Raw genomic sequence first — 24,559 nt, forward strand, 5'->3', positions numbered from 1 at the left:
TGTGTGTAGGCCGTAGTGCCTCACACGCCTCACTCCGGACCGTTAGCACACGCGCTCCACCCTGTAAGAGCGCTACCCTATCTGACGCGCTGGCGCTTGACGCTGGCGTGTAGTGCATTGAAGGCCGGGGGCGAACGGCTGGCCGCGATTGCGCGGCAAATAGGCTATGACTCTGCAATGGCGTTCAGCCTCGCCTTCAGGCGGATGTACGGGGTGAGTCACGGGCGCTATCGGATCAAATCGCGCGTGGCGCGCGACTCCGACGCCGTGAACGTCGCCGAACCCTAGTAAGTCATCGGCCGGCCTAAATCCCGGCGGCTGCGTCTTGGTCGTGAGCGCCGCCGCTCCGCTTTCAACGGGCGCGAAGCGGCAGCCCGTGAGACACGGCGAGCGACGGGAATCGTTCGGGCTAAGCGGGCATAGCGAACTTCCGAGAAGTCGGAAGCTGGGGGCGTCGTAGTAACGATCATGTGAACATTGACACCCGACCTAACGGCTGTTGCACCTTGAAAGCCGCCTTGGAACCGGCGCCGGATCCGTTGCCCGCAACGGGTCGGTTTGACCCGTTCGCTGTTGGTCCGGGTTCTGCGAAGGCGACGAATGCGTACAGTCGGCCAATAAGAGCCATTCGACGCGTTGAAATGAATTGCTGGCAATGCTCGTTTGGTCTCGACCAAAGGAAGTCCCATGATGATCGACGGAACGGTCTTTCAGCCATGAACAGAAGTGTTTTGTGCTGGCTCGCTATCTTCGCGCGAAAGCACCCGGTAAACGTTGCCGAGTACATAAGCCATAAGTAAAATCTTCGCGCCATTTAAAATGCCCGCCGCATATTTAACTTTTCTCGATTCCCATTTAAAGATTTTTTAAAATCCGGTAAACGGTTTATTCGTTATATTCTTGTAGAATCGCGCGGGTGATTAATAACGGACAAAAAGAGGCGTTATGGGGGCGCAGGACGTTATCGCGGCCATTACAGGTCGTCTTGCACAGGGCGACCGGCTGTTGAAACTGGATACGCCGATCGGCAGCGATGTACTCGTGCCGCAACGAGTGGTTGGCAAATCGCGCATCGGGCGGCAATTCGAGTTCACGGTCGACGCGATATCGACTTTTTCCAGCATCGAACTGAAAAAGCTGATTGCTCAACCGGTCACGCTGTGGATACAGCAATCCGATCAGACTTATGCGCCGCATAACGGCTATGTGCATACGGCACGCCGTCTTGGCTCCGATGGCGCGTTGACGACCTATCAGATCAGCTTTGCATCGTGGATGCATTTCCTGAAGTTCCGTCGCGATCAACGTATCTGGCAGGACGTAAGCGCGGATCAGATTATCAGCGACGTGTTTAATGCGCATCCGCAAGCGCAAGGATGGTTTCGTTTCGCGCTGTCAAAACCGCTGCCGGCACGTTCGTATTGCCGTCAGAATGAGTTCGACTGGAATTTCGTGCACAGGCTGCTCGAGACGGAAGGCTTGTACGGCTTCTGGCAGCAGGCCGACGACGGAAAGTCGCATACGCTCGTGATCACGGACAGTCTGTCGACCCTCGACGCCATGTCACCGCAGGCCGTCAGCTTCTATCGCGCAGGCACGAACAGTGAAACAGACGCGCTCACGCAATGGTCCAGTACGCGCACGCTGCAAAGCACGTTGCTCACCACGCGCACGTTCGACTACAAGAGCCCGTCGAGTCCATATAACGCAAAGGGCACGAGTACGCCCACTCTGCCCACACACGGCGCGTTGCCTGCCCAAGCCGAGGTTTACGAGTACACGGGAGCCTATACCTATGGACAGCAGGATCGCGGTGATACGCTCTCGCGAATTCGCATGGAAGAATGGGAATCGCGCGCGAAGCGCTTTCACGGCGTGGGCGGCGTGCGTCATATCGGTGCGGGTAAGCGCTTCACGCTAAGTGGCCATCCGGATCATGATCGCGATGCGGCTGACCAGTTGGAGTTCGCGGTAATCGAAAGCGTCTGGACGATCGAGAACAACTTGCCCGTTGCCGGCGACGCACCCGTGTTTCCGCATAGTCTGCAGCGTACCGTGTCGGCCGTGCGTGCGAGCCACGAGAGCGAGCGGAGCTTCGAGCTGGCGTCGGCCGATGGCTCGAACGGGTTCTATCGCGTTGATATCGAAGCGCAGCGCACGAGCGTCCCCTATCGCAGCCCATTCGAACATCTCAAGCCGGATGTGCAGATGGAGTCGGCGATCGTCGTCGGCCCGCAGAACGAAGAGATCTATACCGATGATCTGAACCGCATCCGGGTGCGTTTCATCTGGGACCGGCTCAACAGCGGCGACGAACGCGCGTCGTGCTGGGTGCGAGTCGCGCAATCCGACGCAGGCAGCGGATACGGCGGCGTGCATCTGCCGCGCGTCGGCGAAGAAGTTCTGATCGATTACATCGACGGAGATTGCGACAGGCCGATCGCGGTCGGCCGCGTCTATAACAGTGCAAACGCGCCACATTGGCATTCGAATGGGTTGCTATCGGGCTATCGGTCGAAGGAGTTCGCCGGCAGCGGCTACAACCAGATGGTAATGGACGACGCGACCGGACAGAACCGCGTACAACTCTATAGCAGCAGCGCAAACAGCTATCTGCATCTGGGTTATCTGATTGCACACAACGGCAACGCGCGCGGTGCGTATCTGGGAAGCGGGTTCGATCTTGGTACAGACAGCTACGGCGCGGTGCGGGCGGCGAAAGGCCTGTATGTGACGACGTACGCCAAGCAAGCCGACAGCCAGCAGATGGAAGTCAACGAGCCGCGCCAGCAACTCGCAAATGCGCAAGGGGTGATCGATGCGATGTCGTCCGCAAGTCAGACGCATCAGGCGGAAAACCTCAAGGACGGCTACGACGCGCTGAAGTCGTTCACGGATGCCACACAGAAACGGGTGACGGGTGCGTCGTCGAACGGAGCGACGGCGGGTGGTGGAACCGGAAGCGCGAACGCCTTCGCGGAGTCGGCCATGCTGTTTGCAAGTCCGGCGGGGATCGGACTGTCGACCCAACAGTCGGTGCATGTGTCGGCGGATCGGCAGATCAATCTCGTCAGCGGGCAAAGCACGCATATCGCGACGGGCGGGTCGCTGGTGGCGAGCATTGCGCAGAAGATTAGCCTGTTCGCGCAGAACGCGGGCGTGAAACTCTTTGCCGGCAAGGGCAAAGTGCAAGTGCAGGCCCATTCGGACAACGTCGAACTGACTGCGCAAAAAAGCGTGAAGCTGTTGTCGGCGACGCAGAACATCGAGGCCGCCGCGCAGCAGGAGATTCTGCTCACATCGGGCGGCGCCTATATCCGCATCAAGGACGGCAACATCCAGATTCACGCGCCCGGTACGATCGATATCAAGGGTAGCACGCATCAGTTCAGCGGCCCCACGCAGCAGTCGTATCCGTTGCAGTCCATGCCATTACCGGCCGACATGCAGCGCTACAGCAACAAGGTCGACATGTCGGGGCTTGACGCGATCGCCCAGCAGGACGGCGTGAGCCATGCTTGGGGCAATACGCCGTACTACGTCACCAATGCTGCCGGCACGGTGCTCACGAGCGGCGTGACCGACAGCGTTGGACAAGGGTCGCGCTTCTTCACGCGTGAATCCGAGGATGTGCATGTCTGGATGGAAAAGGACGAATGGCTGAGCAGCGAGGAAATCGAGGCTGAGTCCGGCGCGCCCGATACAGCTCCTGCTCCCGCTGCGCCGGATTGCTCGTATCTCGACGGGTTCAAAGGGCGCATCGACGCGCCGCAAGATTTCTATACGAAGAAGAACGCCGTCACGCTCGATTCGGGCAAGGAAACGAAGTTCAAGTTTCCGGGCGGCGGTCAACAGGATGCGACTCAATATCACGCGATGGTCAACGACCATCCGCTCGACATCTTCGTGCCGAAAAGCGGCGCACCGACGGGTGCAGCGCTGCCGGACCAGCAGTCGATCGCGAAGGCATTGGAAACCGTTCCCTCGCAGCAACTCGAACAGTTGAGCCGTGTGTCGATCAACCCCGCGCCGAACCCACAGGACGCCGTGTGGCAGAAGATCTACAACAAGCCCGACTTTTACTCGGCGGCAACGGCGAGTGTTTCTCAGGGCGTGGCGTTTTATCCATGGAAAGACTGGAAGACGATTCCGCAGCAATATGTCGACAGTACGATGACGCATGAAACGGGGCATTTGTGGAGCGAAACGCTGTGGAAGGATGCCGCATCCAGGCAGAGCTATCTGGATGCAATCGCCAAAGACGGCAAACCGCCGTCGGCCTACGGCGCGAACAATCCGACAGAAGACTTTGCCGAGTCTGCCAATATGTACTGGTCAAGCAAGGGCACGCCTTGCGAGCAGGAAGGACGAAAACGCTATCCGGCCCGTTATGACTACTTCGACAAAATTGCTAAATAAACTTTGCCGACAATCGGCAGTCCTCGCCTCGTACGCATTGCTCGTGTGCGGTTGTGCAGGCACATTGGGAGCCAACAGCATGTCCAGTTCCATTCCCCCAGGCGCGCAAGATCCGCACAACCCGCATCCGGGTTCGATCAACATAAAGTATGCGTGGAACGGCTCGACGGAAACAGTGAAAGCCGCCGACTTGCCGGATGCCTTCACGTTCCGCTGCAGCGACGCCAAGGGCAATCCCAGTGAACGGGACAATGCCGCGTGGTGTATTCCCGTCGTGGAGATCGAAACGGTGTCGGTCGATAAGACCGGACGACCTGTCGCGCCCAAAGACGCGTATTCGATTACGAGTTCGGTGTATGGTCCCGGCCATACGTTTCTGGAACACGTCACGTCGGGTCCTGCGGCGGGCAAGTGAGCACGAGTGAAGATGATGCATTTCCAAGGCAATCGACATGACGGATGATTCTTCTATCTACACGGTTCAGCCTGGCGACACCTTGAGCGTTATCGCCGGCAAGAGGGGCGTGCCGTGGAAAGACATCGCGCGTGCCAACGAAATCGGCGACCCGCGTTCGCTACAGGTCGGACAGCAACTGCGCATTCCGAAGAGAGCCGGCAAGATCACCACGAACACGCTCGACGCCGAGCACAACCCGCTGCCGAATGCGTCGTACCGTATTCGCAGCGGCGACAAGCTCGTGTCGGGCAAGACATCGAAGTCGGGGCAGCTGGAAGCGTTCTGGCCGGACTTCGAAGGACAGACTGTCGAGATCTTTTTTCAGAAGCTCAATGGCGAGTGGAAGAAGGTGTATGAAACAGTCGCGGAAGAGACCAACAAGCTGGTCACGCTGGTCAGCCCTCGGCTGAAGATTTCCATGCAGACGCAGCCGCATCCCCAGAACGGCGAAGCGCGGAGCAAGCCGCCGCAGCCGGCTCCAAAGGCGCCGCCTGCCGGCGATCAGACCGATTCGTCATTCGCACCGGGCAAAGGCGTCAAGACGACGCAGACGGCCGACGCGGCAGGCGCGGCCGCCGTGAAGGTCACGAGCGATGACGCATCGCTCGATGAGTTTCTCGACAAGTACACGGGCGACCCGATCACCGAGAAAGATTTCGAGGATGCCGCCAAGGAGATCGGCTGCAAGGTCAACGTGATCAAGGCCGTTCACCAGACGGAAGTGGGCGGCGGCAGCTTCACGACTGTCGATGGCAGAACGGTGCCGAAGATTCTTTACGAGCGGCACTATTTCTACAAGCTGTCGGGCGGAAAGTATTGGGACACCAATCCGGATCTGTCCTGGCCCACGGGCTATTACCGTCTGAAGACGAAGTACATCAAGAAGACGATGCAGCTCAAAGGCGAAGACGGCCAGACGCGCGACGTCGATGTCTGGGTACGCTACAACGCGAAAAAGGACAAGGATCACGCGAAGGATGCCGAAACCGCGCAGGAACTGATCGACGATGGCGTGTTGACGAAAGAGCGCGATACGTATGGTTCGCTGAGCTACCGGCGTTTGCGCAAGGCGTTCAAGCTCGATGCGTCCGCTGCATTGCAGGCGTGTTCCTGGGGCGCGTTCCAGATCATGGGCTCGAACTACAAGACCTTGGGCTATGCCACCGTGCAGGAGATGGTGAAGGATATGTCGAGGTCGGAGCGTCCGCATCTGAAGGGCTTCGTCAACTTCGTCAAGGCGGACCCGGCGCTCGTGAAAGCCGCGAAGAACGAAGACTTTGCTGCATTTGCGTCCCGCTACAATGGTCCGACGTACAAAGAGAACGACTACGACACGAAGATGAAGAATAACTTCGATGCGTTCGAGAAAGCCGACGCCGCGAAGAAGAGTCAAAAGGACAAAGTAAAGTGATCAGAGATTTACGCTTGGGATGGGTGGTGGCCACGAGCATGTTGATGCCCAACTGGGCGAATGCGGACGAACTGCATTCCGGCGTGTATGAATTGCGCACGGTTCCCGGTACGCAACTGGATTACCGCAAGGTGTATCTCGTCGTGGAAAAAGGCGAGGTGCAAGGGTTTTTCGATAATCCGTTTACGGCGCCGGCGGCCAACAATCCCGATCGCGATCCGACTTGCCGCTTTCTGCTCAAGAGCAGCGATACCAAAGGCAACACGATTACCTTCTCCACGTATTTCGCCGACGAGAAGGGCGGCAAGATCAGTCTTTCTCCGGGCAGCCAGCAATCGTGGGCGGTGAAAGTCGACGGCGATCTGCCGAATTGCGAAGTGCCGACCATCGAAAGCGGCGATTCACTGACCTTCAAGTCGGAGCGGAACTGGATCGGCTTTGCGATGATCGCGAGCAAGCGCGCGCCGTTGTTCTCGGCATCGCAAGATAGCGCACGCACGAAGGGCTATCTGGTGAAGAACGATGTCGTCGCGGTGCTGGCGCGCATTGGAGACTGGGTGCAGGTCGACTACTTCGCGCGCGGCAACGACCTGGTGCGTTGGGTCAAGCGAAGCGACCTGCAGGGCGGGTGAAACCGTCGCGGGGTACAGGTTCGCTCGCGACGGCGCGCAATGACCGCCCCATGAACAGTGACGGCTCGACCGTCAGCAATGGGGCACTATGTAAACCTCTGCATAGGGGGCGGTTTGGTGCGGTCGCCGTCGGTCCGGGAACGACGAAGGCGACGAATGCGTAGAGCCGGCCACTCTTTCGGACAATCGACGTCCGCGCTACATTGTCAACAATCGAGCCGTTACCGCGTTCGATCGGCGGTTCCGATCAGCTGGCCGCTTCCAACGTGCCTACGGCAACGTACAAATGAAAGTCGACGAACTGAACTGGACGGCTCCGTGGCGTTCGCTTTCCGCGGAAGGAGAAGTTGTAGGACTGCGACGTCAGTTAGATAGGGAAGTGACTGGTCGCCATCCCCTTTGTGGTCAGGTAGCCACCGTCATTGGTCGACGCATTGACAACGATGACGTCCTCGTGGCTCTTTCTGATGGTTCGTACGTGAATGTGCACCTCACATGGAGTCTGTCAGACGCGGGCCCATTTTTCGGATAGATATCCAGCATGGTTTGCATATGAGTCGCTAGGGGATGCAATGCCGGTCAGCTTCACGCCAGCTGTTTAGGAGGTGGGGCGCAGATTTGTTTGTCTTATTTCGTCAGCGCAGGTCTGATTGTCCCGGAGCTGGTTTCGTTTGTCTCTCACCAAAAAGCAAAAGCAAAAGCAAAAGCAAAAAACCAAACCCCCCACACCTATCAGAAAACCTGATCCCTCCGATCCAAATTACGCGTTTTTCTTACGTCAAAGAATCCTGCATAGTACCCCCACCACGAATCCACGCGAAGCGACACCTCCCATGAACATGCGAACCGATCCCGCATTGCTCGCCAACCCGCAACTGAGCTTTGCGACGGTCGCATCGGGAATCTGCATCCCCTACATCGAACGCGGCACGGGCGAGCCCGTCATATTCGTGCACGGTTCACTCTGCGATTACCGCTACTGGGACGCCCAGATCGCGCCCTTGTCCGCGCATTTTCGCTGTATCGCCCCTAGCCTCAGCCACTATTGGCCCGCCGCCGAAGCGTGCATTCAAAATGAGTTCGGCTGGCAGGAACACGTCGCAGAGTTGGCGGAATTCATCGTCGCAATGGATCTCGCGCCCGTTCACCTCGTGGGCCATTCGCGCGGCGGATCTATCGCATTCCAGCTCGCGCGTGAATATCCGCGTCTCGTCAAAACCTTGACGCTCGCCGATCCGGGCGGCCCGTTGCAACTCGACGGCATGCGCGAAGCGTCGTTGCCCTCGGCGATGAACGCATTGCGCGCCAAGGTCGCCGGCATGATCGAGGAGGGCGTCGTGGAGCCCGGCCTCGAACTGTTCGTCGATTCCGTCAGCGTGCCAGGCGCCTGGAAAAAGAGCACCGACGCGTTCCGTACGATGGCGATCGACAACGCCAGCACGCTCCCCAAGCAGTTTCTCGATCCGCTGCCCGCCTATTCGCGCGATACGGCGTCGCAGATCGCATGCCGGACACTGTTGATCGACGGCCAGAAGAGTCCGCGCATGTTCCGCAATAACGTCGAAAGCCTCGAAGGCTGGATCTATCTCGCAGAGCGAGCCACGATAGCGGGCGCTTCGCACGGCATGAACGTCGCGAATCCGGCCGCGTTCAACAGAATGCTGCGTTCGTTCATCGACTACTGACCCGCACTAGCACCTCGCTCAATCGAGCCGCAGAACCATCTCGACTTCGCGATCCGTGTCGTCGTCGCTCGCATCGTCGCTCGGCTCGTCTTCCACGGCGTCAAAGCCCGCCGAACGGTACAGCGCGATCGCGCTGGCGTTCTCCCTGCCCGTATTGAGCGCGATCTGCGTCAGGCCCATCGCGCGCGCCTGGTCGACGGCAGCCGCGATCAGGCGCCGCGCGATGCCGCTCCTTCGATGCGGATGCGCAACGAACAGCCCCCACAGAAAGCCCTTTTGCTGCACGGGACGCAGCGGATATCGCCGCAGTCCCGCGACGGCGACGAGCGTCTCGCCAGCGAATGCGCCCAACACCACCTGATTCGCCGTCGCACCTATACGCGCCTCGATTTCATCGATCGAGCGTTTTTCTTCTTCCTCGCGTGTCGACAGAAAAGACGCCGGGTCCTCGTCGATCGCGCACAGACGCAGCGACACGTAGGCGGCAGCGTCGCTGGCGGATAAGGGGCGGATGATCGGGCAGGCTGATTCCATCGCGCGATTTTAAAGTATGGGTGGCGGTGCGGGCTTCGACGAATCGAATGATTCACTGAAATACGTCGTCGTACAACATTCGTCTAACGATCCATGTTCGAACCACAGTGGACAGCTGGAATATCCCGTGCACACCCTTAACCGAGTTGACGCATCCGCCAGGGTAAACGCCGGATTGTCAAAAATGGTGCGACGCTTCAATCTGTCATCAGACAACCTATGAGGCGGAATGTATTCGTGCATTCTCCACGAAGTCGGTTGCACAATCTTGCCGGCTGAACGCTGGTGCGCAGGGAGGAGACATTACATGGCCAACGTTGTGCAAGGCGTGAGCGCTGAGCGGCGAACCCGCGTCCGCTACGGGATTGTCGCGATGCTGTTCTTCGTCACGGCCGTCAACTATGCAGACCGTGCAACGCTTTCGATGGCGGGGACGTCGATGTCGAAAGATCTCGGTCTGGATGCCGTGGCCATGGGTTTCATCTTCTCCGCGTTCGGCTGGTCGTATGTGATCGGCCAGTTGCCGGGCGGCTGGCTGCTCGACCGCTTCGGCTCGAAGCGCGTCTACGCGGCCAGCATTTTTATCTGGTCGCTGTTCACGGTCATGCAGGGCACGGTGACCTTTCTGAGCGTGTCGCTCGCCGTCAGCGTGCTGTTCGCACTGCGCTTTCTGGTGGGCCTCGCCGAAGCGCCGTCGTTTCCCGCCAATGGGCGCATCGTCGCTTCGTGGTTTCCCGCTGCGGAGCGCGGCACGGCGTCGGCCATTTTCAACTCCGCGCAGTACTTCGCAACTGTGCTGTTCGCGCCGATCATGGGCTGGGTCACCCACCGCTTCGGCTGGCCCTATGTGTTCTATTTCATGGGGGCCGTGGGCATCGTCGTGAGCCTCGTCTGGATGAAAACGGTCTACAGCCCGAAAGACCATCCTCGCATCAGCCGCGCGGAACTCGACCATATCCAGGAGGGCGGCGCGCTCATCGACATGGACCGCCCGAAGAAGAACCGCGCCGCGAATCAGGCCGCAACGCCCGCCAGCGCATCGTCGCCAGGCGTGAACGAAGCGGCGAAAGCGTCGTACGTCAGGCAACTGCTCGGCAACCGGATGCTGCTTGGCGTGTACATCAGCCAGTATTGCATTACCACGCTCACGTATTTCTTCCTGACGTGGTTCCCTGTGTATCTCGTCAAAGAGCGTGGCATGTCCATTCTCAATGCGGGCTTCGTCGCCGCATTGCCCGCCGTGTGCGGATTCGTCGGCGGCGTGCTGGGCGGCATCTTCTCCGACTTCCTGATCCGTAAGGGCTTCTCGCTCACCGTTGCGCGCAAGGTGCCGATCGTCGTGGGCATGTTGCTGTCGACGAGCATGATCGCGTGCAACTACGTGGACTCTTCAGCCGTGGTCGTTGCGATCATGGCGTTTGCGTTCTTCGGCAAGGGCCTGGGCGCACTCGGCTGGGCGGTCGTTGCAGATACATCGCCGAAGCAGATCGCGGGTCTGAGCGGCGGCATGTTCAATATGTTCGGCAACGTCGCCGCCATCACGACGCCGATCATCATCGGCTATATCGTCAAGGCGACGGGGTCGTTTAGCGGCGCGCTGGTGTTCGTCGCCTGCAATGCGCTCGTTGCGATCGTCAGCTACCTGGTGATCGTTGGAGAAATCAGGCGCGTTGAATTGAAGTAAGCTCACATGGTCCGCTATGCTCGATTGCTGTATCGAGCGTAGCGGACTTTTTTTCGCCGTTGCATTTCACCACACCGCCTGGCTCGTAAGCGCGAACTGCTTGAACTGCGCATCGACAGGAAGCGGTCCATTGCGCATCATCTTCTCGATGCTATCCACATGTGGCAGCCCAAGTCCTTCGAGCCACGACGAAAGGCCGAACTCGGCGGGCGTATCGATCCGCACGAACATGCCTGCGTGCAGCGCGAGCCAGTGACTGATGAGCGCCTTCGCGCGGCTGAAATCCGGCGAGTCGGGCGCGACGACGGGCCCGATCACATGCCCGTCGCCGAAACGCCTGAACAGTGCAAAGCCGATCAGCTCGCCGTCGCGATCGAGCGCTATGCCGCTTGCGATATCGAGCAGCGCCGGCAGCAGATCGCTCCGGTCCAGTCCGCTTGCGCGCGAAGCGAGTTCGACTAGACGCGGTGCGTCGTTGACGCCGAGCGGGCGCAGACGCTCGCCCGGCGGCAGCGAAACGAGCGGCGGCTGGAACGCCGCGCCCTGATGCTGGTTGATCGTGCCGATGCGCTGAAAGCCCAGTGTCTCGCACAGCGACAGGCCCGCCGGGCTCGCATGGATCAGCAACGTGCGCGGGCCGAGTTCGTTCATCAACAGCTCGATCAGCTTGCGCCCGACGCCGCTTCGCTGCCGCTCGGGCGTGACGATGATCATGCCGAGCGTCGCCGCTTCACGTCCGAAACGCCACGCAAGCGCGGTGCCGATCACGCCGCTCGCGTCTTCGGCGACGAAGCCCCGGCCGATGCGCGCCGCGAAGCGCCAGTCGTCGGGACGATGCCGCCATCGGACGGCGCTGGATAGCGCGTGCCCTGCCGCGATGTCGTCGGAGGTGAAAGGGCGATAGTCGATCACATCGTTCCTGTTTGGGTCGGGCACGCCGGCCTCCTCGTTCTGAAGACACATACCGTGACTCTCTCACTGTATGGCGCGTCTGACTAGGACGATCCTTCTGCCGCGCGCCTCGCAAACGCGCGGCAGATGATGCAACGCAAAACGCGGGGTTCCGGCGGCGATAACGCGTCAAATGTGCTGTGCGCGTTTTTTTGTCGGTGCAATATGCCGCGTCCGTGAGCCTACGATTTCCTGCATCGAAAGCAATCGAGGACTCACGCAAAATGGACCGTTTCGATCCCGCAACGATCGGCGTGCGCAGTGGACATTTCATCGGCGGCTCCTATGTCGATGATGACCTTGGCCCGCGCATCGAGGTCGCGCGCCCATCCGATGGCGTGCTCTACGCATCGGTGCCTGTCGCCGACGCCGCCACCATCGACCGCGCCGTGCAGAACGCATGGGCGGCATGGCGCACGAGCGGCTGGGCGCGCATCGCGCCGCGCGAACGTGCGCGTGTGCTGCGGCGTTTCGCCGACCTCGTCGCCGCGGACGTGGAGACGCTCGCGCCGCTCGAAGCACTCGGCTCGACGCGGCCCATTCGCGACGCGTTCAACTGGGACGTGCCGTTCACCGCGGAAGGCATCCGCTTCTACGCGGAGTTCGCCGACAAGGTCGGCGGCGACGTTGCCGCCACCGATCACGATCATCTCGGCATGACCATCGCCGAGCCGTACGGCGTGATCGCCGCAATCGCGCCGTGGAATTTTCCGCTCGTGATGGCGTCGTGGAAGATCGCCCCCGCGCTCGCGGCGGGCAACGCGGTCGTGCTGAAGCCCTCGGAGATGACGCCGTTTTCTGTGCTGAGGCTTGCCGAACTGGCCGTCGAAGCAGGCGTGCCGCCCGGGATTTTCAATGTCGTGCAAGGCGACGGGCGCACGACAGGCGACGCGCTCGTGCGCCATCCGCGCATCGCGAAGGTGACGTTTACCGGCTCGACGCGCACGGGCGCGGCGATCATGGCCGCCTGCGCCGAGACGGGCACGAAGCCCGTCACGCTCGAACTGGGCGGCAAGAGCCCGCAGATCGTATTCGCCGACGCGCCGCGTATCGACGATGTCGCGCGCCGTATTGCTGGCGCGATCACAACCAACGCGGGGCAGGTATGCGTCGCGGGTTCGCGGCTGCTGGTCGAACGGTCGATCGCGGACGAACTGGCCGCACGCATCCAGCGCATATTCGGCGAACTGAAGGCCGGCGCGACCTGGACGCCAGGCACGACGCTGCCGCCGATCATTTCCGAACCGCAAGCAGCGCGCATCGAAGCCATCGTGGAGCGCAGCGTCGCGAGCGGCGCGGTTTTGCGTTGCGGCGGGCATCGCGCGGACGCGTCGGGGCCGGGCGCGTTTTACACGCCGACCTTGCTCACCCACGTCACGCCGCAAACGGACGCCGTGCGCGACGAAATCTTCGGTCCCGTGCTGACCTTGCAGACCTTCGACACCGAAGACGAAGCGCTCGAACTCGCCGCGCATCCCGACTACGGCCTCGCGGCGGGCGTGCATACGGCGGATCTCGGCCGCGCGCTGCGCATGGTGCGCGGCATCGAGGCGGGCACGGTATGGGTGAACCGCTACGGCCGCACCAGCGACTTCATGATCCCGACGGGCGGCTACAAACGCTCGGGGCTGGGCAAGGATCTGGGGCGGCAGGCGTACGAAGCGAACCTGCGCTTCAAGAGCGTGCTGATCGACGTTCGCGTCTGACGAATCAGGGCAATTACCTACGACGCGATAACGCCAGAAAAGCCGCCGCATAGTCTGCTGCCGCTGCCCCTCAAAACGCGTGGTTTGTATCGTCGGAGCCACTCGAATCAGCGACAACCGAAGTTTTTGCACTGTTTAAATTTTCCACAGGGATGCATTTCCTGTTTTCGCCACTGAACCCCGCATGGGTTCACAACACGATAGGACTGACACCATGATCGATTTCGAGCCGAAGTACATCACGTTCGACTGCTACGGCACGCTGACGAAATTCCGCATGGCCGACATGGCTCGCGAAATGTTTGCCGACCGCCTGCACGGCGCGGAGCTGGAGCAATTCGTCGCTTTCTTCGCCGGCTATCGCCGCGATGAAGTGCTCGGCGCATGGAAGCCGTACCGCGACGTGGTCGTCAACTCGGTGCGCCGTGCGTGCAAGCGCATGAACATCGAGTTCAATGAAGCGGAAGCCGAAAAGTTCTATCTGGCCGTGCCGACCTGGGGCCCGCACCCGGACGTGCCGGAAGGCCTGTCGCGGCTGGCGACGAAGTACAAGCTGGTGATCCTGTCGAATGCTTCGAACGATCAGATCCAGAGCAACGTCGACAAGCTCGGCGCACCGTTCCATCGCGTGTTCACCGCGCAGCAGGCGCAATCGTACAAGCCGCGCATGCAGGGCTTCGAATACATGTTCGACCAGTTGAACTGCAATCCGCAAGACGTGCTCCATGTGTCGTCGAGCCTGCGCTACGACCTGATGACGGCGCACGACATGGGCATCAAGCACAAGGCCTTCGTCAACCGCGGCCACGAGCCCGGCACGCCGTACTACGAGTACTACGAAGTCGACACGATCGGCGGCCTCGCCACGAAGCTCGGCCTTTGATCCACGCATCCGCGCAAAGGCACCCGATGAAACTCGACTCCTACTGGCTCGACACCGCGCCCACCGGCATTCAGGTGAGCGAGGGACCCGTCGAAGGCCATGTCGACGTCGCCGTGATCGGCGGCGGCTTCACCGGGCTGTCCGCCGCGCTGGCGCTCGGCAAGCGCGGCGCGTCGGTGGCGGTGCTGGATGCGGGGCGGATCGGCGGCGGCGCGTCGGGACGCAACGGCGGCCAGTGCAACACGGGCGTCGCGCAGGACTATGCGGCGCTTCGTGCGCAGTTGGGCGTCGAACGCGCGCAGGGTTGTTATCGCGCGTATGCGGCCGCCGTCGATACCGTCGAACGCCTGATCCGCGACGAGCAGATCGATTGCGACTATCTCGCGTCGGGCAAGCTGAAGCTCGCCGCCAGGCCGCACCATCTCGCGCATCTCGAACAGACGGCCGAATTGATCCAGCGCGAAGTCGATCCCCAGGTCGAGATCGTCACGCGTGACCGGATTCGCAGCGAAGTCGATTCGGACAGTTTTTTCGGCGGCCTGCTGCAAAAGCGTGGCGGGCAGATGCACATGGGCAGGTTCGCCGCCGGGCTGGCGAACGCGGCAACACGCAACGGCGCACGGCTATTCGAGCATGCCAGCGTCACGGCGATCGCGAAGGATCGCGGCGCGTATCGCATCGATTCGTCGCGCGGGACGTTGCGCGCGCAGCAGGTGCTGATCGCGACGGGGCCTTCGCGGCACGGGCCGTTCGGCTGGTATCGGCGCAGGCTCGCGCCCGTCGGCTCGTTCATCGTCGTGACGGAGCCGCTGCCCGCCGATCACCTTGCGCGCCTGTTGCCGCAGCGCCGTTCGTACACGACCAGCCGTCTGATGCACAACTATTTCCGCGTCACGCCCGATTCGCGTTTGCTGTTCGGCGGGCGCGCGCGCTTCACCGCTTCCGAGCAGCCGTCCGACGCGAAGAGCGGCCGCATCCTGCAGGCGAATCTCGCGGCGACGTTTCCGAGCCTCGCGGGCGCGCGCATCGACTATTGCTGGGGCGGACTCGTCGATATCACGGCGGACCGTCTGCCGCGCGCCGGACAGCACGACGGCCTGTACTTTTCGATGGGCTACAGCGGCCATGGCACGCAGATGTCGACGCACATGGGCCAGGTGATGGCCGACGTGATGGGCGGCAATGCGGCGGCGAACCCGTGGCGCGATTTCGATTGGCCCGCGATTCCGGGACATACGGGCAAGCCGTGGTTCCTGCCGCTCGTCGGCGCGTATTACCAGATCAAAGACGTTTTTTATTGACGTCGTATTTCGACGTCACGCACACAGACAGCACGAAGCTGCCGATTGATTTCCCACAAGCCATCTCACGCGGAGAGTTTCATGAGCAACGATAAATCGCCTGAAGCAGTCGCCCACGCCGGCATCCGGCTCGAAGAGTTGACGCGGCGCGGCGCATCGCGGCGCGAGGTCCTGCGCGCGATGGCGGCGGGCGGACTGATGTCGCTGACGGGCGCAGGTCTGCTCGCGACCAGCGGCGCCGCATTCGCACAGCAGGCCAAGCCCAGGCAGGGCGGCAAGATTCGCGTGGCGACGCAGTCGTCGTCGTCGGCCGATACGCTCGACCCCGCGAAGGGCGCACTCGGCACCGACTATGTGCGCGCCAACATGTTCTACAACGGTCTGACGGAACTCGACCCGCACCTCGGCGCGAAGATGGCGCTCGCAGAGTCGCTGGAAACGAAGGACGCGACCGTGTGGGTCGTCAAGTTGCGCAGCGGCGTGCAATTCCATGACGGCAAGACGCTCACGCCGAACGACGTGATCTATTCGCTGATGCGTCACAAGGACCCGGCCGTTGCGTCGAAAGCGAAGACGCTCGCCGACCAGATCAAGGAAGCGAAGGCGACGGGCCCGAACGAAGTGACGATCACGCTCGAAGGCGCGAACGCGGACCTGCCTGTGATTCTCGCTACGTCGCACTTCCTGATCGTCAAGGACGGCACGACCGACTTCAAGACTGCCGTCGGCACGGGGCCGTTCAAGCTCAAGGAGTTTGCGCCGGGCGTGCGCACGGTCGGCGTGCGCAACGAGAAGTACTGGAAGCCCGGCATGCCGCATCTCGACGAAGTGGAGTTGATCGGCCTCGGCGAGGAATCGGCGCGTGTGAATGCGCTGCTTTCCGGCGACGTGCAACTGATCAACGCCGTCAGCCCGCGTTCGACGGCGCGCATCAAGGGCACGCCCGGCTTCTCCGTGCTCGAGACGAAGACCGGCCAGTACACCGACCTGATCATGCGCGATGAAGGCGGCATTACGGGCACCACGGACTTCCGCCGTGGCCTGACGCACCTGATGGATCGCGAGCAGATTCGCCGCGCGGTGTTCCTCGGCTATGGATCGATCGGCAACGACCAGCCTATCGACCCGACCAACAAGTATTACCTGAAGGGCCTGCCGCAACGCCCGTTCGATCCGGAAAAGGCGAAGTTCTACTTCCAGAAGGCCAAGCTCGGCAGCGCTCCTGTGCAGCTCTACGCGTCGCCGGCAGCCGAAGGTTCCGTCGAAATGGCCATGCTGTTGCAACAGGTCGCGCCGCAAGCGGGGCTGAACCTGCAGGTGGTGCGCGTGCCCTCCGACGGCTACTGGTCGAACCACTGGATGAAGCATCCGCTCGGCTACGGCAACATCAATGCGCGCCCGAGCGCCGACGTGCTGTTCACGCAGTTCTTCAAGTCGGATGCGCCGTGGAACGAAGCGAACTGGAAGAACCCGAAGTTCGACCAGATGCTGATCGCCGCGCGCGGCGAGCCGGACGATACGAAGCGCAAGCAGATCTACGGCGACATGCAGCAGCTCGTGCACGACGACGGCGGCATCGGCATTCCGATGTTCCAGAGCTCGCTCGACGCGCACTCGTCGAAGCTCAAAGGTCTTGGCTCGATTCCGCTCGCGGGCCTGATGGGCTTCATGTTTGCGGAAAACGTCTGGCTCGAAGCGTGAGCATGCCTTGCCACTGCGCGCGCCGCTGACCGCGGCGCGCGGTTTCAACGAAGGAGGCGGTATCCGATGAAAGCCCACGCGCAACGACTCATCGCCGCGCGCCTTGGTCTCGCGCTGCTCACGCTGCTGCTGGTGTCGGCGATCGTGTTCGCGATCACGGGCCTGCTGCCGGGCGACGCGGCGCAGCAGGCGCTCGGCCAGGCAGCGACGCCCGAACAGGTCGCGGCCTTGCGCCATCAGTTCGGCCTCGATCAGCCCGCGCTGCAGCGTTACTTGCAATGGCTCATGCATGTCGTGAGCGGCAATTTCGGCACGTCGCTGTCGAACAACCTGCCCGTCAGCGAGCTGATCTCGACGCGCCTGCCCAACTCGCTGGTGCTGGCGGGGCTGACAACCCTGGTATCGGTGCCCGTCGCGCTTTTCATCGGCATTCTGTCGGCGATGTATCGCGGCTCGCTGCTCGACCGCGCGCTCAACGTGCTGACACTGTCGACGGTGGCTGTGCCCGAGTTCCTGATCGCGACCATCGCCGTGCTGATTTTCGCGGTGAAGCTGCGCTGGCTGCCGGCGCTGTCGTATCTGTCGGAGGTCACGTCGCTCGGCGCGCTGCTGCGTATCTATGCAATGCCCGTGATGACGCTGTGCTGCGTGATCGTCGCGCAGATGGCGCGCATGACGCGCGCTGCCGTGCTCGATCAACTGAACGCGTCATATGTCGAAATGGCGTTGCTCAAGGGCGCATCGCCGATGCGGATCGTGTTGCGCCACGTGTTGCCCAACACGATCGGCCCGATCGCCAATGCGGTTGCGTTGAGCCTGTCGTATCTGTTCGGCGGCGTGGTGATCGTCGAGACGATCTTCAACTATCCGGGTCTTGCGAGCCTGATGGTCGACGCCGTGACGAATCGCGACATGCCGCTCGTGCAGGGCTGCGTGATGGTGTTCTGCGCGGCGTATCTCGCGCTCGTGCTGATCGCGGACCTGTGTCAAATCATCTCTAACCCGAGGCTGCGTCAACGATGAACCGACCCGCCACATCTCATGCAACGACCGTTCTGTACGCGGTGCCCGAAGAAGGCGGCAAGCCTTGCGCCGACGCCGTGCAGGACGCACCCGTCGAAATGCAAGCCGCCACGCGCGGCCCGCTGCGCCGCTTCGTGAAGCGTTCTTCCGTGCTTGGCCTGATCGGACTGGCGATCGTCGTGTTCTGGCTCGGCGTCGCCTTCATCGGCCCGCTCGTCGCGCCGTACAAGGGCGGCGCGGTGACGTCGACGGAAATCTTCGGCCTGTATAGCGCCGCGCATCCGCTCGGCACCGATTATCTGGGCCGCGACATGCTGAGCCGCGTACTGTTCGGCACGCAATACACGGTCGGGCTGGCGCTCGCCGCGACCTTGCTCGCCAGTTGCGTCGGCACGTTTTTCGGTCTCGTGGCCGCCGTGTCCGGGCGCTGGTTCGATGAAATCCTGTGCCGTCTGTTCGATGCGCTGATTTCGATTCCGAGCAAGGTGCTCGCGCTCGTCGTGATCGCGGCGTTCGGCTCGTCGGTGCCGATGCTGATCATGGTCGCCGCGCTCGCCTACATTCCCGGCGCGTTTCGCATCTCGCGCTCGCTCGCCGTCAATCTGATGACGCTCGAATACGTGCAGGTCGCGAAGGCGCGCGGCGAAGAGCTGTTCTACATCGCGCGTGTCGAAGTGCTGCCGAACATGATCCATCCGATGCTGGCGGACTTCGGCTTGCGCTTCGTGTTCATCGTGTTGCTGCTGAGCGGCCTGAGCTTTCTCGGTCTCGGCGTGCAGCCGCCGAACGCCGACTGGGGCTCGCTCGTGCGCGAGAACATCGGCGGTCTGGCGGAAGGCGCGCCCGCCGTGCTGATGCCCGCCGTCGCGATTGCGACGCTGACGATCGGCGTGAATCTGCTGATCGACAGTCTGCATCGTCATGGCGCGCGCGCTCACGGAGGCGCCCAATGAACATGATCGAAGTGAAAGGCCTGCGGGTGGTCGCGGGCACGGCCCCCGACCCTGTCGTCGAAATCGTCAAGGGCGTCGACTTCACCGTGAAGAAAGGCGAAGTGCTCGCGCTGATCGGCGAGTCGGGCTCGGGCAAGACGACGATTGCGCTGTCGCTGCTCGGTCACGCGCGCGGTGGATGCTCGATTGCGGGCGGCGCGGTGAAGATCGGCGGCGTGGATGTGTTGTCGCTCGACGAGAAAGGCCGGCGGGCGTTGCGCGCGCGTACGGTGGCGTACGTCGCGCAGAGCGCGTCGGCAGGCTTCAATCCGGCGCGCACGATCCTGGATCAGGTAACGGAACCCGCGTTGCTGCACAAGCTGATGACGCCCGCCGCCGCGCGCGCGAAGGCCGTCGATCTGTTCCGCGCGCTCGCGCTGCCGGCGCCGGAGACGATCGGCGCGCGCTATCCGCATCAGGTGTCGGGCGGGCAGTTGCAGCGCCTGATGGCGGCCATGGCGTTGATCACCGATCCTGCCGTCGTCGTGTTCGACGAACCGACCACGGCGCTCGATGTCACCACGCAGATCGAAGTGCTCGCCGCCTTCAAGCGCGTGGTGCGCGAACTCGGCACGACGGCCGTGTATGTGTCGCACGATCTGGCCGTGGTCGCGCAGATGGCGGACCGCATCGTCGTGTTGAACGGCGGGACGGTGCGCGAGAACGGCGCGACGGCGCAAGTGCTCGACACGCCCGCCGACGAATACACGCAGCAACTGCTTGCGGCGACGCGGCGTCCCGATCCCGAGCTCGCCTCGAGCGTCGCGGGCGATCAGCCGCCGCTGCTCGAAATCCGCAACCTGAGCGCGGGCTATGGACGTATCGATGCGCGCGGCGTGCCCGCCGTGCGCGTGCTCGACGACGTGAGCCTGAAGATCGCGCGCGGCAGCACGCTCGGCGTGATCGGCGAATCGGGCTCCGGCAAGACGACGCTCGCGCGCGTGGTGGCGGGGCTGGTGGATCGCGCGCACGGCCAGGTGTTGCTCGACGGCAAGCCGCTGCCCGCAAAACTCTCCGAGCGCACACTCGATCAATACCGGCGCGTGCAGATCGTGTTTCAGAACGCGGATACGGCGCTCAATCCGAGCCGCACGATCGCCGACATTCTCGCGCGTCCGATGAACTTCTATCACGGCCTGCGCGGGGCCGCCGCGCACAAGCGCATGCTCGAACTGCTCGATCTGGTGAAGCTGCCTGCTTCCGTGGCGACGCGTCAGCCGGGCGGTTTGTCGGGCGGACAGAAACAGCGCGTGAATCTGGCACGCGCGCTCGCGGCGAACCCGGCGCTGATTCTCTGCGACGAAGTGACGTCCGCGCTCGATACCGTGGTCGGCGCGGCGATCCTCGATCTGCTCGGCGAACTGCGGCGCGAACTTGGTGTGTCGTACATGTTCATCAGCCACGACATTTCGACTGTGCGCGCGATCTGCGACGAAGTGATCGTGCTGTACGCGGGGCAATGCGTCGAAGCGGGCCAGCGCGATGCGTTGTCGGCGCCGCCGTATCACCCGTACACGGGCTTGTTGATCGATTCCGTGCCTGCATTGCGGCCAGGCTGGCTCGACTCGCGGCGCGCGCTGACGGCGGGGGCATTGCCGGCAATGGGCCCCGCTGCGGATTCGCAAGAACTGTGCAGTTTCCGCGCGCGGTGCACGGCGCGCATCGACGGCAAGTGCAATGTCACGCCGCCTTCGATGAAGAAGCTGCCGTCGGGCGCGGAGATTCGCTGCCATCACACGGCTGCCGAGCTGATCCGCATGCAGACGGCCGATACGGTGGCGGCATGAAGGCGCGCTTCGTGAGAGTAGCGGAAACGGGGCGCAAGACCTTCGACATCAGCGTCGACGGCATCGTCACGCAGGCGGCTGAAGGCGACACGCTGATGGTCGCGTTGCTGACCGCGCACGACACGCTGCGCGATTCCGAATTCGGCGACGGCCGCCGCGCGGGCTTCTGCCTGATGGGCGCGTGCCAGGACTGCTGGGTGTGGACGGCGCAAGGCGAGCGCGTGCGTGCCTGCACGACGCCCGCTGCGCCGGGCATGTCGATCGTGACGCGCATCGCGCTTTGCGGGGAGGGCGTATGGCCGCGCATTGGGACCTGAAGCGACCGAAGGTGATCGTGATCGGCGCAGGGCCGGCGGGCGTGCGCGCCGCGCAGGCGCTCGTCGAAGCGGGGCTGCGACCTGTGGTTATCGATGAAGGACGACGTGACGGTGGGCAGATCTATCGGCGTCAACCGGAAGGCTTCTCGCGTTCGTACGAGGCGCTGTATGGGACGGAGGCGGCGCGGGCCGCGTCGTTGCACCGCGACTTCGATGCATTGCGCGCGCAGATCGACTATCTGCCCGACACGCTCGTGTGGAACATCGCGCCGCAGGCGGTGCATGTGGTGAGCGGCACACGCCATGATGAACTCGCATTCGATTCGCTGATCATTTGCAGCGGCGCGACGGACCGGCTGATGCCCGTGCCGGGCTGGCATCATGCGGGCACGTTCAGCCTTGGCGGCGCGCAGGTCGCGTTGAAATCGCAGGGCTGCGCGGTGGGTGCGCGGACGGTGGTGATGGGCACGGGGCCGCTGCTGTATCTGGTGGCTGCGCAATACGTGAAGGCGGGCGCGACGGTGAGCGCCGTGCTCGATACGTCGACGTTGGCACAGCGTGTGCGCGCATTGCCTCAACTGCTCGCGATTCCCGCGACGCTGCGCAAGGGCATGGCGCTGATGAGCGTGCTGCGCCGCGCGCGCGTGCCGGTTCATCGCGGCGTGACGCCCGTTGCGATCGACGGTTCGCCGGAACATGGCGTGACGGGCGTGCGCGTGAAATTGGCCAATGGCGCGCCGCTCGAAGTGCACTGCGACGCCGTTGCGCTCGGCTATCACTTGCGTGCCGAAACGCAGCTTGCCGATCTCGCCGGCTGCGAATTCCGCTTCGATCACGCGACGCAAACGTGGCTTCCGCATATCGACGCGGATGGCCGCAGCAGCGTTGCGGGCGTCTATCTGGCGGGCGACGGCGCGCGCGTGCGCGGCGCCGATGCCGCTGAACGGGCGGGGCGGCTTGCTGCGCTGGCGGCGTTGCGTGACGCGGACATCGGGCGCGAAGGCACGGAAGGATTGCGTGCCGAGCTGGCGCGTTATACGCGTTTTGCGGCGGGCTTGCGCGCGGCGTTTCCGTGGCCTGCGCGCTTCGCGGCCGCGCTGCCCGACGAGACGATCGTGTGTCGTTGCGAAGCGGTCACGGCGGGCGAATTGCGGCGCGTGGTACGCGAGATGGGCGCCAGAGAAGCGAACCGGGCGAAGGCGTTTTCGCGCGTCGGCATGGGCCGTTGCCAGGGGCGCTTTTGCGCGCATGCCGGCGCGGAAGTGATTGCCGCCGAGGCGCGGGTGCCGCTCGAAGCGGTCGGGCGGTTGCGCGGGCAGGCGCCCGTCAAGCCGCTGCCGATGGCACTGGTATCGACGTGCGCGGTCTCGCGAGACGCAGAAGAACCCAACACACGCGCACAGGAGTACAGCGAATGAGTGATCGTGCCGATGTGATCGTGATCGGCGGCGGGATCGTCGGGACGTCGAGCGCGTTTTTTTTGCGGCGCAGACAACGTTCGGTGATTCTGCTTGAACGCGGATTGACGGGGCAACAGGCGAGCGGCGTGAACTTCGGCGGCGTGCGGCGTCAGGGGCGGGCGTTGACGCAACTCGCGATGTCCAATCGGGCGCTCGCTACGTGGCAGCGTTCGAAAGAGTTGCTGGGTGAAGACGTCGAGTTCCTGCCGTCCGGCCATACGCGGGTCTGTTATCACGCGCACGACGCCGAGTACTTTCATCGCTATGCCGCCGAGGCACGCGCGTACGGTCTCGATCTCGAAGTGCTGGACGGCGCGGCGATGTTTCGGCGCTTTCCATTTCTGGGCCGCGAAGTCCTGGCGGCGTCCATTTCGCCGCTCGACGGGCATGCGAATCCGCGTCTGGCGGCGCCGGCGTTTGGGCGTGCCGCAGCGCGTCTGGGGGCGCGCATCGTGGAGAACACGGAGATCGTGCGTGTCGAGAAAGAGGCGGGCGGCTTTCGTGTCGAGAGCGCGGCGGGCGAGGTCTATCGCGCGGAACAGGTGTTGATCTGCGCGGGCGCGTGGGCGAACGCGCTGTCGATGCAATTTGGCGAGCCGGTGCCGCTCGTTGCGCGCGGGCCGCAGATGGCGGTGACCGAGCCGGTTCCGTATGTGTTCGGGTCGTCGATGGGTGTTTACACGTCGATCAAGGAGGAGAGCGTGTACTTCCGGCAGATTCCGCGCGGCAATATCGTGCTGGGTGGTGGTCCTGCGGGTCCTGCCGATGCGGTGACATGCCGGGCATCGGTGTTGCCGGAGAACACGGTGCAGCAGATGGCGCAGTTTCGGCGGCTTGTGCCTGCGCTTGCGGCGTTGCATGTGATTCGGGTGTGGAGCGGTGTCGAAAGTTACTTGCCGGATTCCGAGCCGGTGATCGGGGCGAGTTCCACGACCGATGGGCTGTTCTATGCGTTTGGTTTTTCCGGATCGGGGTTTCAGATCGGGCCGGGTGTGGGTGAGACGCTCGCCGAGTTGATCGATACGGGGGCTACGTCGATGGCATTGGATGCGTTTTCGATTCGGCGGTTTGGGAATGGTATGGCTTTGCAGTCTGCGTCTGCATCTGCTTCTGTCGAGGCTTCTTCATGAGTACCCGTCAATCATCTTCTATCTTGCTGCGGGACGCGCTTGCTTATATCGATGCGAATTTCGATAAGACTGTGAGCCTTGCGCAATTAGCCGAGATTTCGGCGCTCAGTGTTTCGCGGTTTGCTACCGTGTTCAGACAGCAGGTCGGGCTTTCGCCTTATCGATATTTGTGTAGCGTGCGTGTGCGGCGCGCGCAGACCTTGTTGTTGGCAGGGGTGCCAGGCGCTGTTGTGGCTACCGAAGTTGGGTTTTTTGATCAGAGCCATCTGGCCAGACACTTCAAACGGTTTTGTGGCGTGACGCCAAGTCGGTTTTTGTCGAATGCTAAGGGAATGGGGTAGGGGTTTGGGTTTTTTTGATGTCTGCGACGCTGGGTGGTTTTTTTCGTGTTTGCGCTGGCATCCGCGTCGGGGTGGTTTGCTTTTGCTTTTGCTGGCATCCGCGATTCGTTAGCTCGCTTCAGGCGTCGCCCCTGTGCGGGGCGGC

Annotated in this window: 20 protein-coding genes; 18 read left to right on the top strand and 2 right to left on the bottom strand. The window is 62.6% G+C overall.

Features of this window, described 5'->3' with window-relative positions:
- The first annotated feature begins 15 nt into the window (after positions 1-15).
- From KFO72_RS34760 to KFO72_RS34785, 6 genes are all read left to right on the top strand, one after another.
- Positions 16-288 carry a helix-turn-helix domain-containing protein gene (locus tag KFO72_RS34760; RefSeq protein WP_225033992.1) on the top strand — a complete coding sequence of 91 codons (273 nt, stop codon included), beginning with the start codon at positions 16-18 and terminating at the stop codon, positions 286-288.
- Positions 289-945: 657 nt separating this feature from the next.
- Positions 946-4,419, top strand: coding sequence for a type VI secretion system Vgr family protein (locus KFO72_RS34765; RefSeq protein WP_225033993.1), 3,474 nt, complete (start codon positions 946-948; stop codon positions 4,417-4,419).
- 79 nt (positions 4,420-4,498) lie between these two features.
- Positions 4,499-4,834 carry a hypothetical protein gene (locus KFO72_RS34770; RefSeq protein WP_054931785.1) on the top strand — a complete coding sequence of 112 codons (336 nt, stop codon included), beginning with the start codon at positions 4,499-4,501 and terminating at the stop codon, positions 4,832-4,834.
- A 37-nt stretch (positions 4,835-4,871) separates the two neighbouring features.
- Positions 4,872-6,287: an N-acetylmuramidase domain-containing protein gene (locus KFO72_RS34775; protein ID WP_054931786.1), complete on the top strand. Its 1,416-nt coding sequence runs from the start codon at positions 4,872-4,874 to the stop codon at positions 6,285-6,287.
- A gap of 38 nt (positions 6,288-6,325) precedes the next feature.
- A complete protein-coding gene (locus KFO72_RS34780) occupies positions 6,326-6,919 on the top strand; it encodes a hypothetical protein (RefSeq protein WP_054931787.1) in 594 nt (197 codons plus the stop codon).
- 833 nt (positions 6,920-7,752) lie between these two features.
- Positions 7,753-8,604 (top strand): alpha/beta fold hydrolase, encoded by an 852-nt coding sequence (locus KFO72_RS34785; RefSeq protein ID WP_060610307.1) that lies wholly within the window; start codon positions 7,753-7,755, stop codon positions 8,602-8,604.
- Positions 8,605-8,622: 18 nt separating this feature from the next.
- On the opposite strand, the gene KFO72_RS34790 is transcribed toward KFO72_RS34785, so the two are convergent.
- A complete protein-coding gene (locus KFO72_RS34790) occupies positions 8,623-9,138 on the bottom strand; it encodes a GNAT family N-acetyltransferase (RefSeq protein WP_225033994.1) in 516 nt (171 codons plus the stop codon).
- 307 nt (positions 9,139-9,445) lie between these two features.
- On the opposite strand from KFO72_RS34790, the gene KFO72_RS34795 reads away from it, so the two are divergent.
- Entirely contained in the window at positions 9,446-10,822 is a 1,377-nt protein-coding gene (locus tag KFO72_RS34795; protein WP_225033995.1) for an MFS transporter, read from the top strand.
- 66 nt (positions 10,823-10,888) lie between these two features.
- Here the strand turns inward: KFO72_RS34795 and KFO72_RS34800 are convergent, their stop codons facing one another.
- Positions 10,889-11,785 (bottom strand): GNAT family N-acetyltransferase, encoded by an 897-nt coding sequence (locus tag KFO72_RS34800; RefSeq protein WP_060610316.1) that lies wholly within the window; start codon positions 11,783-11,785, stop codon positions 10,889-10,891.
- 212 nt (positions 11,786-11,997) lie between these two features.
- On the opposite strand from KFO72_RS34800, the gene KFO72_RS34805 reads away from it, so the two are divergent.
- The 11 genes from KFO72_RS34805 (at position 11,998) to KFO72_RS34855 (ending at position 24,414) form a co-directional block, all read left to right on the top strand.
- Positions 11,998-13,479: an aldehyde dehydrogenase family protein gene (locus KFO72_RS34805; RefSeq protein ID WP_054931790.1), complete on the top strand. Its 1,482-nt coding sequence runs from the start codon at positions 11,998-12,000 to the stop codon at positions 13,477-13,479.
- A gap of 214 nt (positions 13,480-13,693) precedes the next feature.
- On the top strand, positions 13,694-14,362 hold the full coding sequence (locus tag KFO72_RS34810; RefSeq protein ID WP_054931791.1) for a haloacid dehalogenase type II: 669 nt from the start codon (positions 13,694-13,696) through the stop codon (positions 14,360-14,362).
- 26 nt (positions 14,363-14,388) lie between these two features.
- Positions 14,389-15,663 (top strand): NAD(P)/FAD-dependent oxidoreductase, encoded by a 1,275-nt coding sequence (locus tag KFO72_RS34815; protein ID WP_225033996.1) that lies wholly within the window; start codon positions 14,389-14,391, stop codon positions 15,661-15,663.
- Between the two features lie 81 nt (positions 15,664-15,744).
- On the top strand, positions 15,745-17,364 hold the full coding sequence (locus KFO72_RS34820; RefSeq protein ID WP_054931793.1) for an ABC transporter substrate-binding protein: 1,620 nt from the start codon (positions 15,745-15,747) through the stop codon (positions 17,362-17,364).
- A gap of 66 nt (positions 17,365-17,430) precedes the next feature.
- Positions 17,431-18,387 carry an ABC transporter permease gene (locus tag KFO72_RS34825; protein ID WP_054931794.1) on the top strand — a complete coding sequence of 319 codons (957 nt, stop codon included), beginning with the start codon at positions 17,431-17,433 and terminating at the stop codon, positions 18,385-18,387.
- Positions 18,384-19,340, top strand: coding sequence for an ABC transporter permease (locus KFO72_RS34830; protein ID WP_225033997.1), 957 nt, complete (start codon positions 18,384-18,386; stop codon positions 19,338-19,340). The genes KFO72_RS34825 and KFO72_RS34830 overlap by 4 nt, the downstream gene beginning before the upstream one ends.
- The gene (locus tag KFO72_RS34835; RefSeq protein WP_225033998.1) at positions 19,337-21,166 is read left to right on the top strand and encodes an ABC transporter ATP-binding protein; all 1,830 of its coding nucleotides are present in this window, start codon (positions 19,337-19,339) and stop codon (positions 21,164-21,166) included. The genes KFO72_RS34830 and KFO72_RS34835 overlap by 4 nt, the downstream gene beginning before the upstream one ends.
- Positions 21,163-21,483 (top strand): (2Fe-2S)-binding protein, encoded by a 321-nt coding sequence (locus KFO72_RS34840; RefSeq protein WP_054931797.1) that lies wholly within the window; start codon positions 21,163-21,165, stop codon positions 21,481-21,483. Before KFO72_RS34835 ends, KFO72_RS34840 begins: the two co-directional genes overlap by 4 nt.
- Entirely contained in the window at positions 21,462-22,901 is a 1,440-nt protein-coding gene (locus KFO72_RS34845) for an NAD(P)/FAD-dependent oxidoreductase (RefSeq protein WP_225033999.1), read from the top strand. The genes KFO72_RS34840 and KFO72_RS34845 overlap by 22 nt, the downstream gene beginning before the upstream one ends.
- Positions 22,898-24,073, top strand: a complete 1,176-nt coding sequence (locus KFO72_RS34850; protein ID WP_062917727.1) for an NAD(P)/FAD-dependent oxidoreductase — start codon at positions 22,898-22,900, stop codon at positions 24,071-24,073. Before KFO72_RS34845 ends, KFO72_RS34850 begins: the two co-directional genes overlap by 4 nt.
- Positions 24,070-24,414: a helix-turn-helix domain-containing protein gene (locus KFO72_RS34855; protein ID WP_225034000.1), complete on the top strand. Its 345-nt coding sequence runs from the start codon at positions 24,070-24,072 to the stop codon at positions 24,412-24,414. The genes KFO72_RS34850 and KFO72_RS34855 overlap by 4 nt, the downstream gene beginning before the upstream one ends.
- The last annotated feature ends 145 nt before the right edge of the window (positions 24,415-24,559 follow it).

Origin of the sequence: Paraburkholderia sp. XV (assembly GCF_020177535.1) — a bacterium.
GTDB classification, from domain to species: Bacteria; Pseudomonadota; Gammaproteobacteria; order Burkholderiales; family Burkholderiaceae; genus Paraburkholderia; species Paraburkholderia caribensis.

Excerpts from the sequence above, each read along its gene's own strand:
- KFO72_RS34765 (WP_225033993.1), top strand. The coding sequence starts at position 946 with ATGGGGGCGCAGGACGTTATCGCGGCCATTACAGGTCGTCTTGCACAG.
- KFO72_RS34770 (WP_054931785.1), top strand. The coding sequence starts at position 4,499 with ATGTCCAGTTCCATTCCCCCAGGCGCGCAAGATCCGCACAACCCGCAT.
- KFO72_RS34775 (WP_054931786.1), top strand. The coding sequence starts at position 4,872 with ATGACGGATGATTCTTCTATCTACACGGTTCAGCCTGGCGACACCTTG.
- KFO72_RS34780 (WP_054931787.1), top strand. The coding sequence starts at position 6,326 with ATGTTGATGCCCAACTGGGCGAATGCGGACGAACTGCATTCCGGCGTG.
- KFO72_RS34785 (WP_060610307.1), top strand. The coding sequence starts at position 7,753 with ATGAACATGCGAACCGATCCCGCATTGCTCGCCAACCCGCAACTGAGC.
- KFO72_RS34790 (WP_225033994.1), bottom strand. The coding sequence starts at position 9,138 with ATGGAATCAGCCTGCCCGATCATCCGCCCCTTATCCGCCAGCGACGCT.
- KFO72_RS34795 (WP_225033995.1), top strand. The coding sequence starts at position 9,446 with ATGGCCAACGTTGTGCAAGGCGTGAGCGCTGAGCGGCGAACCCGCGTC.
- KFO72_RS34800 (WP_060610316.1), bottom strand. The coding sequence starts at position 11,785 with ATGTGTCTTCAGAACGAGGAGGCCGGCGTGCCCGACCCAAACAGGAAC.
- KFO72_RS34805 (WP_054931790.1), top strand. The coding sequence starts at position 11,998 with ATGGACCGTTTCGATCCCGCAACGATCGGCGTGCGCAGTGGACATTTC.
- KFO72_RS34810 (WP_054931791.1), top strand. The coding sequence starts at position 13,694 with ATGATCGATTTCGAGCCGAAGTACATCACGTTCGACTGCTACGGCACG.
- KFO72_RS34815 (WP_225033996.1), top strand. The coding sequence starts at position 14,389 with ATGAAACTCGACTCCTACTGGCTCGACACCGCGCCCACCGGCATTCAG.
- KFO72_RS34820 (WP_054931793.1), top strand. The coding sequence starts at position 15,745 with ATGAGCAACGATAAATCGCCTGAAGCAGTCGCCCACGCCGGCATCCGG.
- KFO72_RS34825 (WP_054931794.1), top strand. The coding sequence starts at position 17,431 with ATGAAAGCCCACGCGCAACGACTCATCGCCGCGCGCCTTGGTCTCGCG.
- KFO72_RS34830 (WP_225033997.1), top strand. The coding sequence starts at position 18,384 with ATGAACCGACCCGCCACATCTCATGCAACGACCGTTCTGTACGCGGTG.
- KFO72_RS34835 (WP_225033998.1), top strand. The coding sequence starts at position 19,337 with ATGAACATGATCGAAGTGAAAGGCCTGCGGGTGGTCGCGGGCACGGCC.
- KFO72_RS34840 (WP_054931797.1), top strand. The coding sequence starts at position 21,163 with ATGAAGGCGCGCTTCGTGAGAGTAGCGGAAACGGGGCGCAAGACCTTC.
- KFO72_RS34845 (WP_225033999.1), top strand. The coding sequence starts at position 21,462 with ATGGCCGCGCATTGGGACCTGAAGCGACCGAAGGTGATCGTGATCGGC.
- KFO72_RS34850 (WP_062917727.1), top strand. The coding sequence starts at position 22,898 with ATGAGTGATCGTGCCGATGTGATCGTGATCGGCGGCGGGATCGTCGGG.
- KFO72_RS34855 (WP_225034000.1), top strand. The coding sequence starts at position 24,070 with ATGAGTACCCGTCAATCATCTTCTATCTTGCTGCGGGACGCGCTTGCT.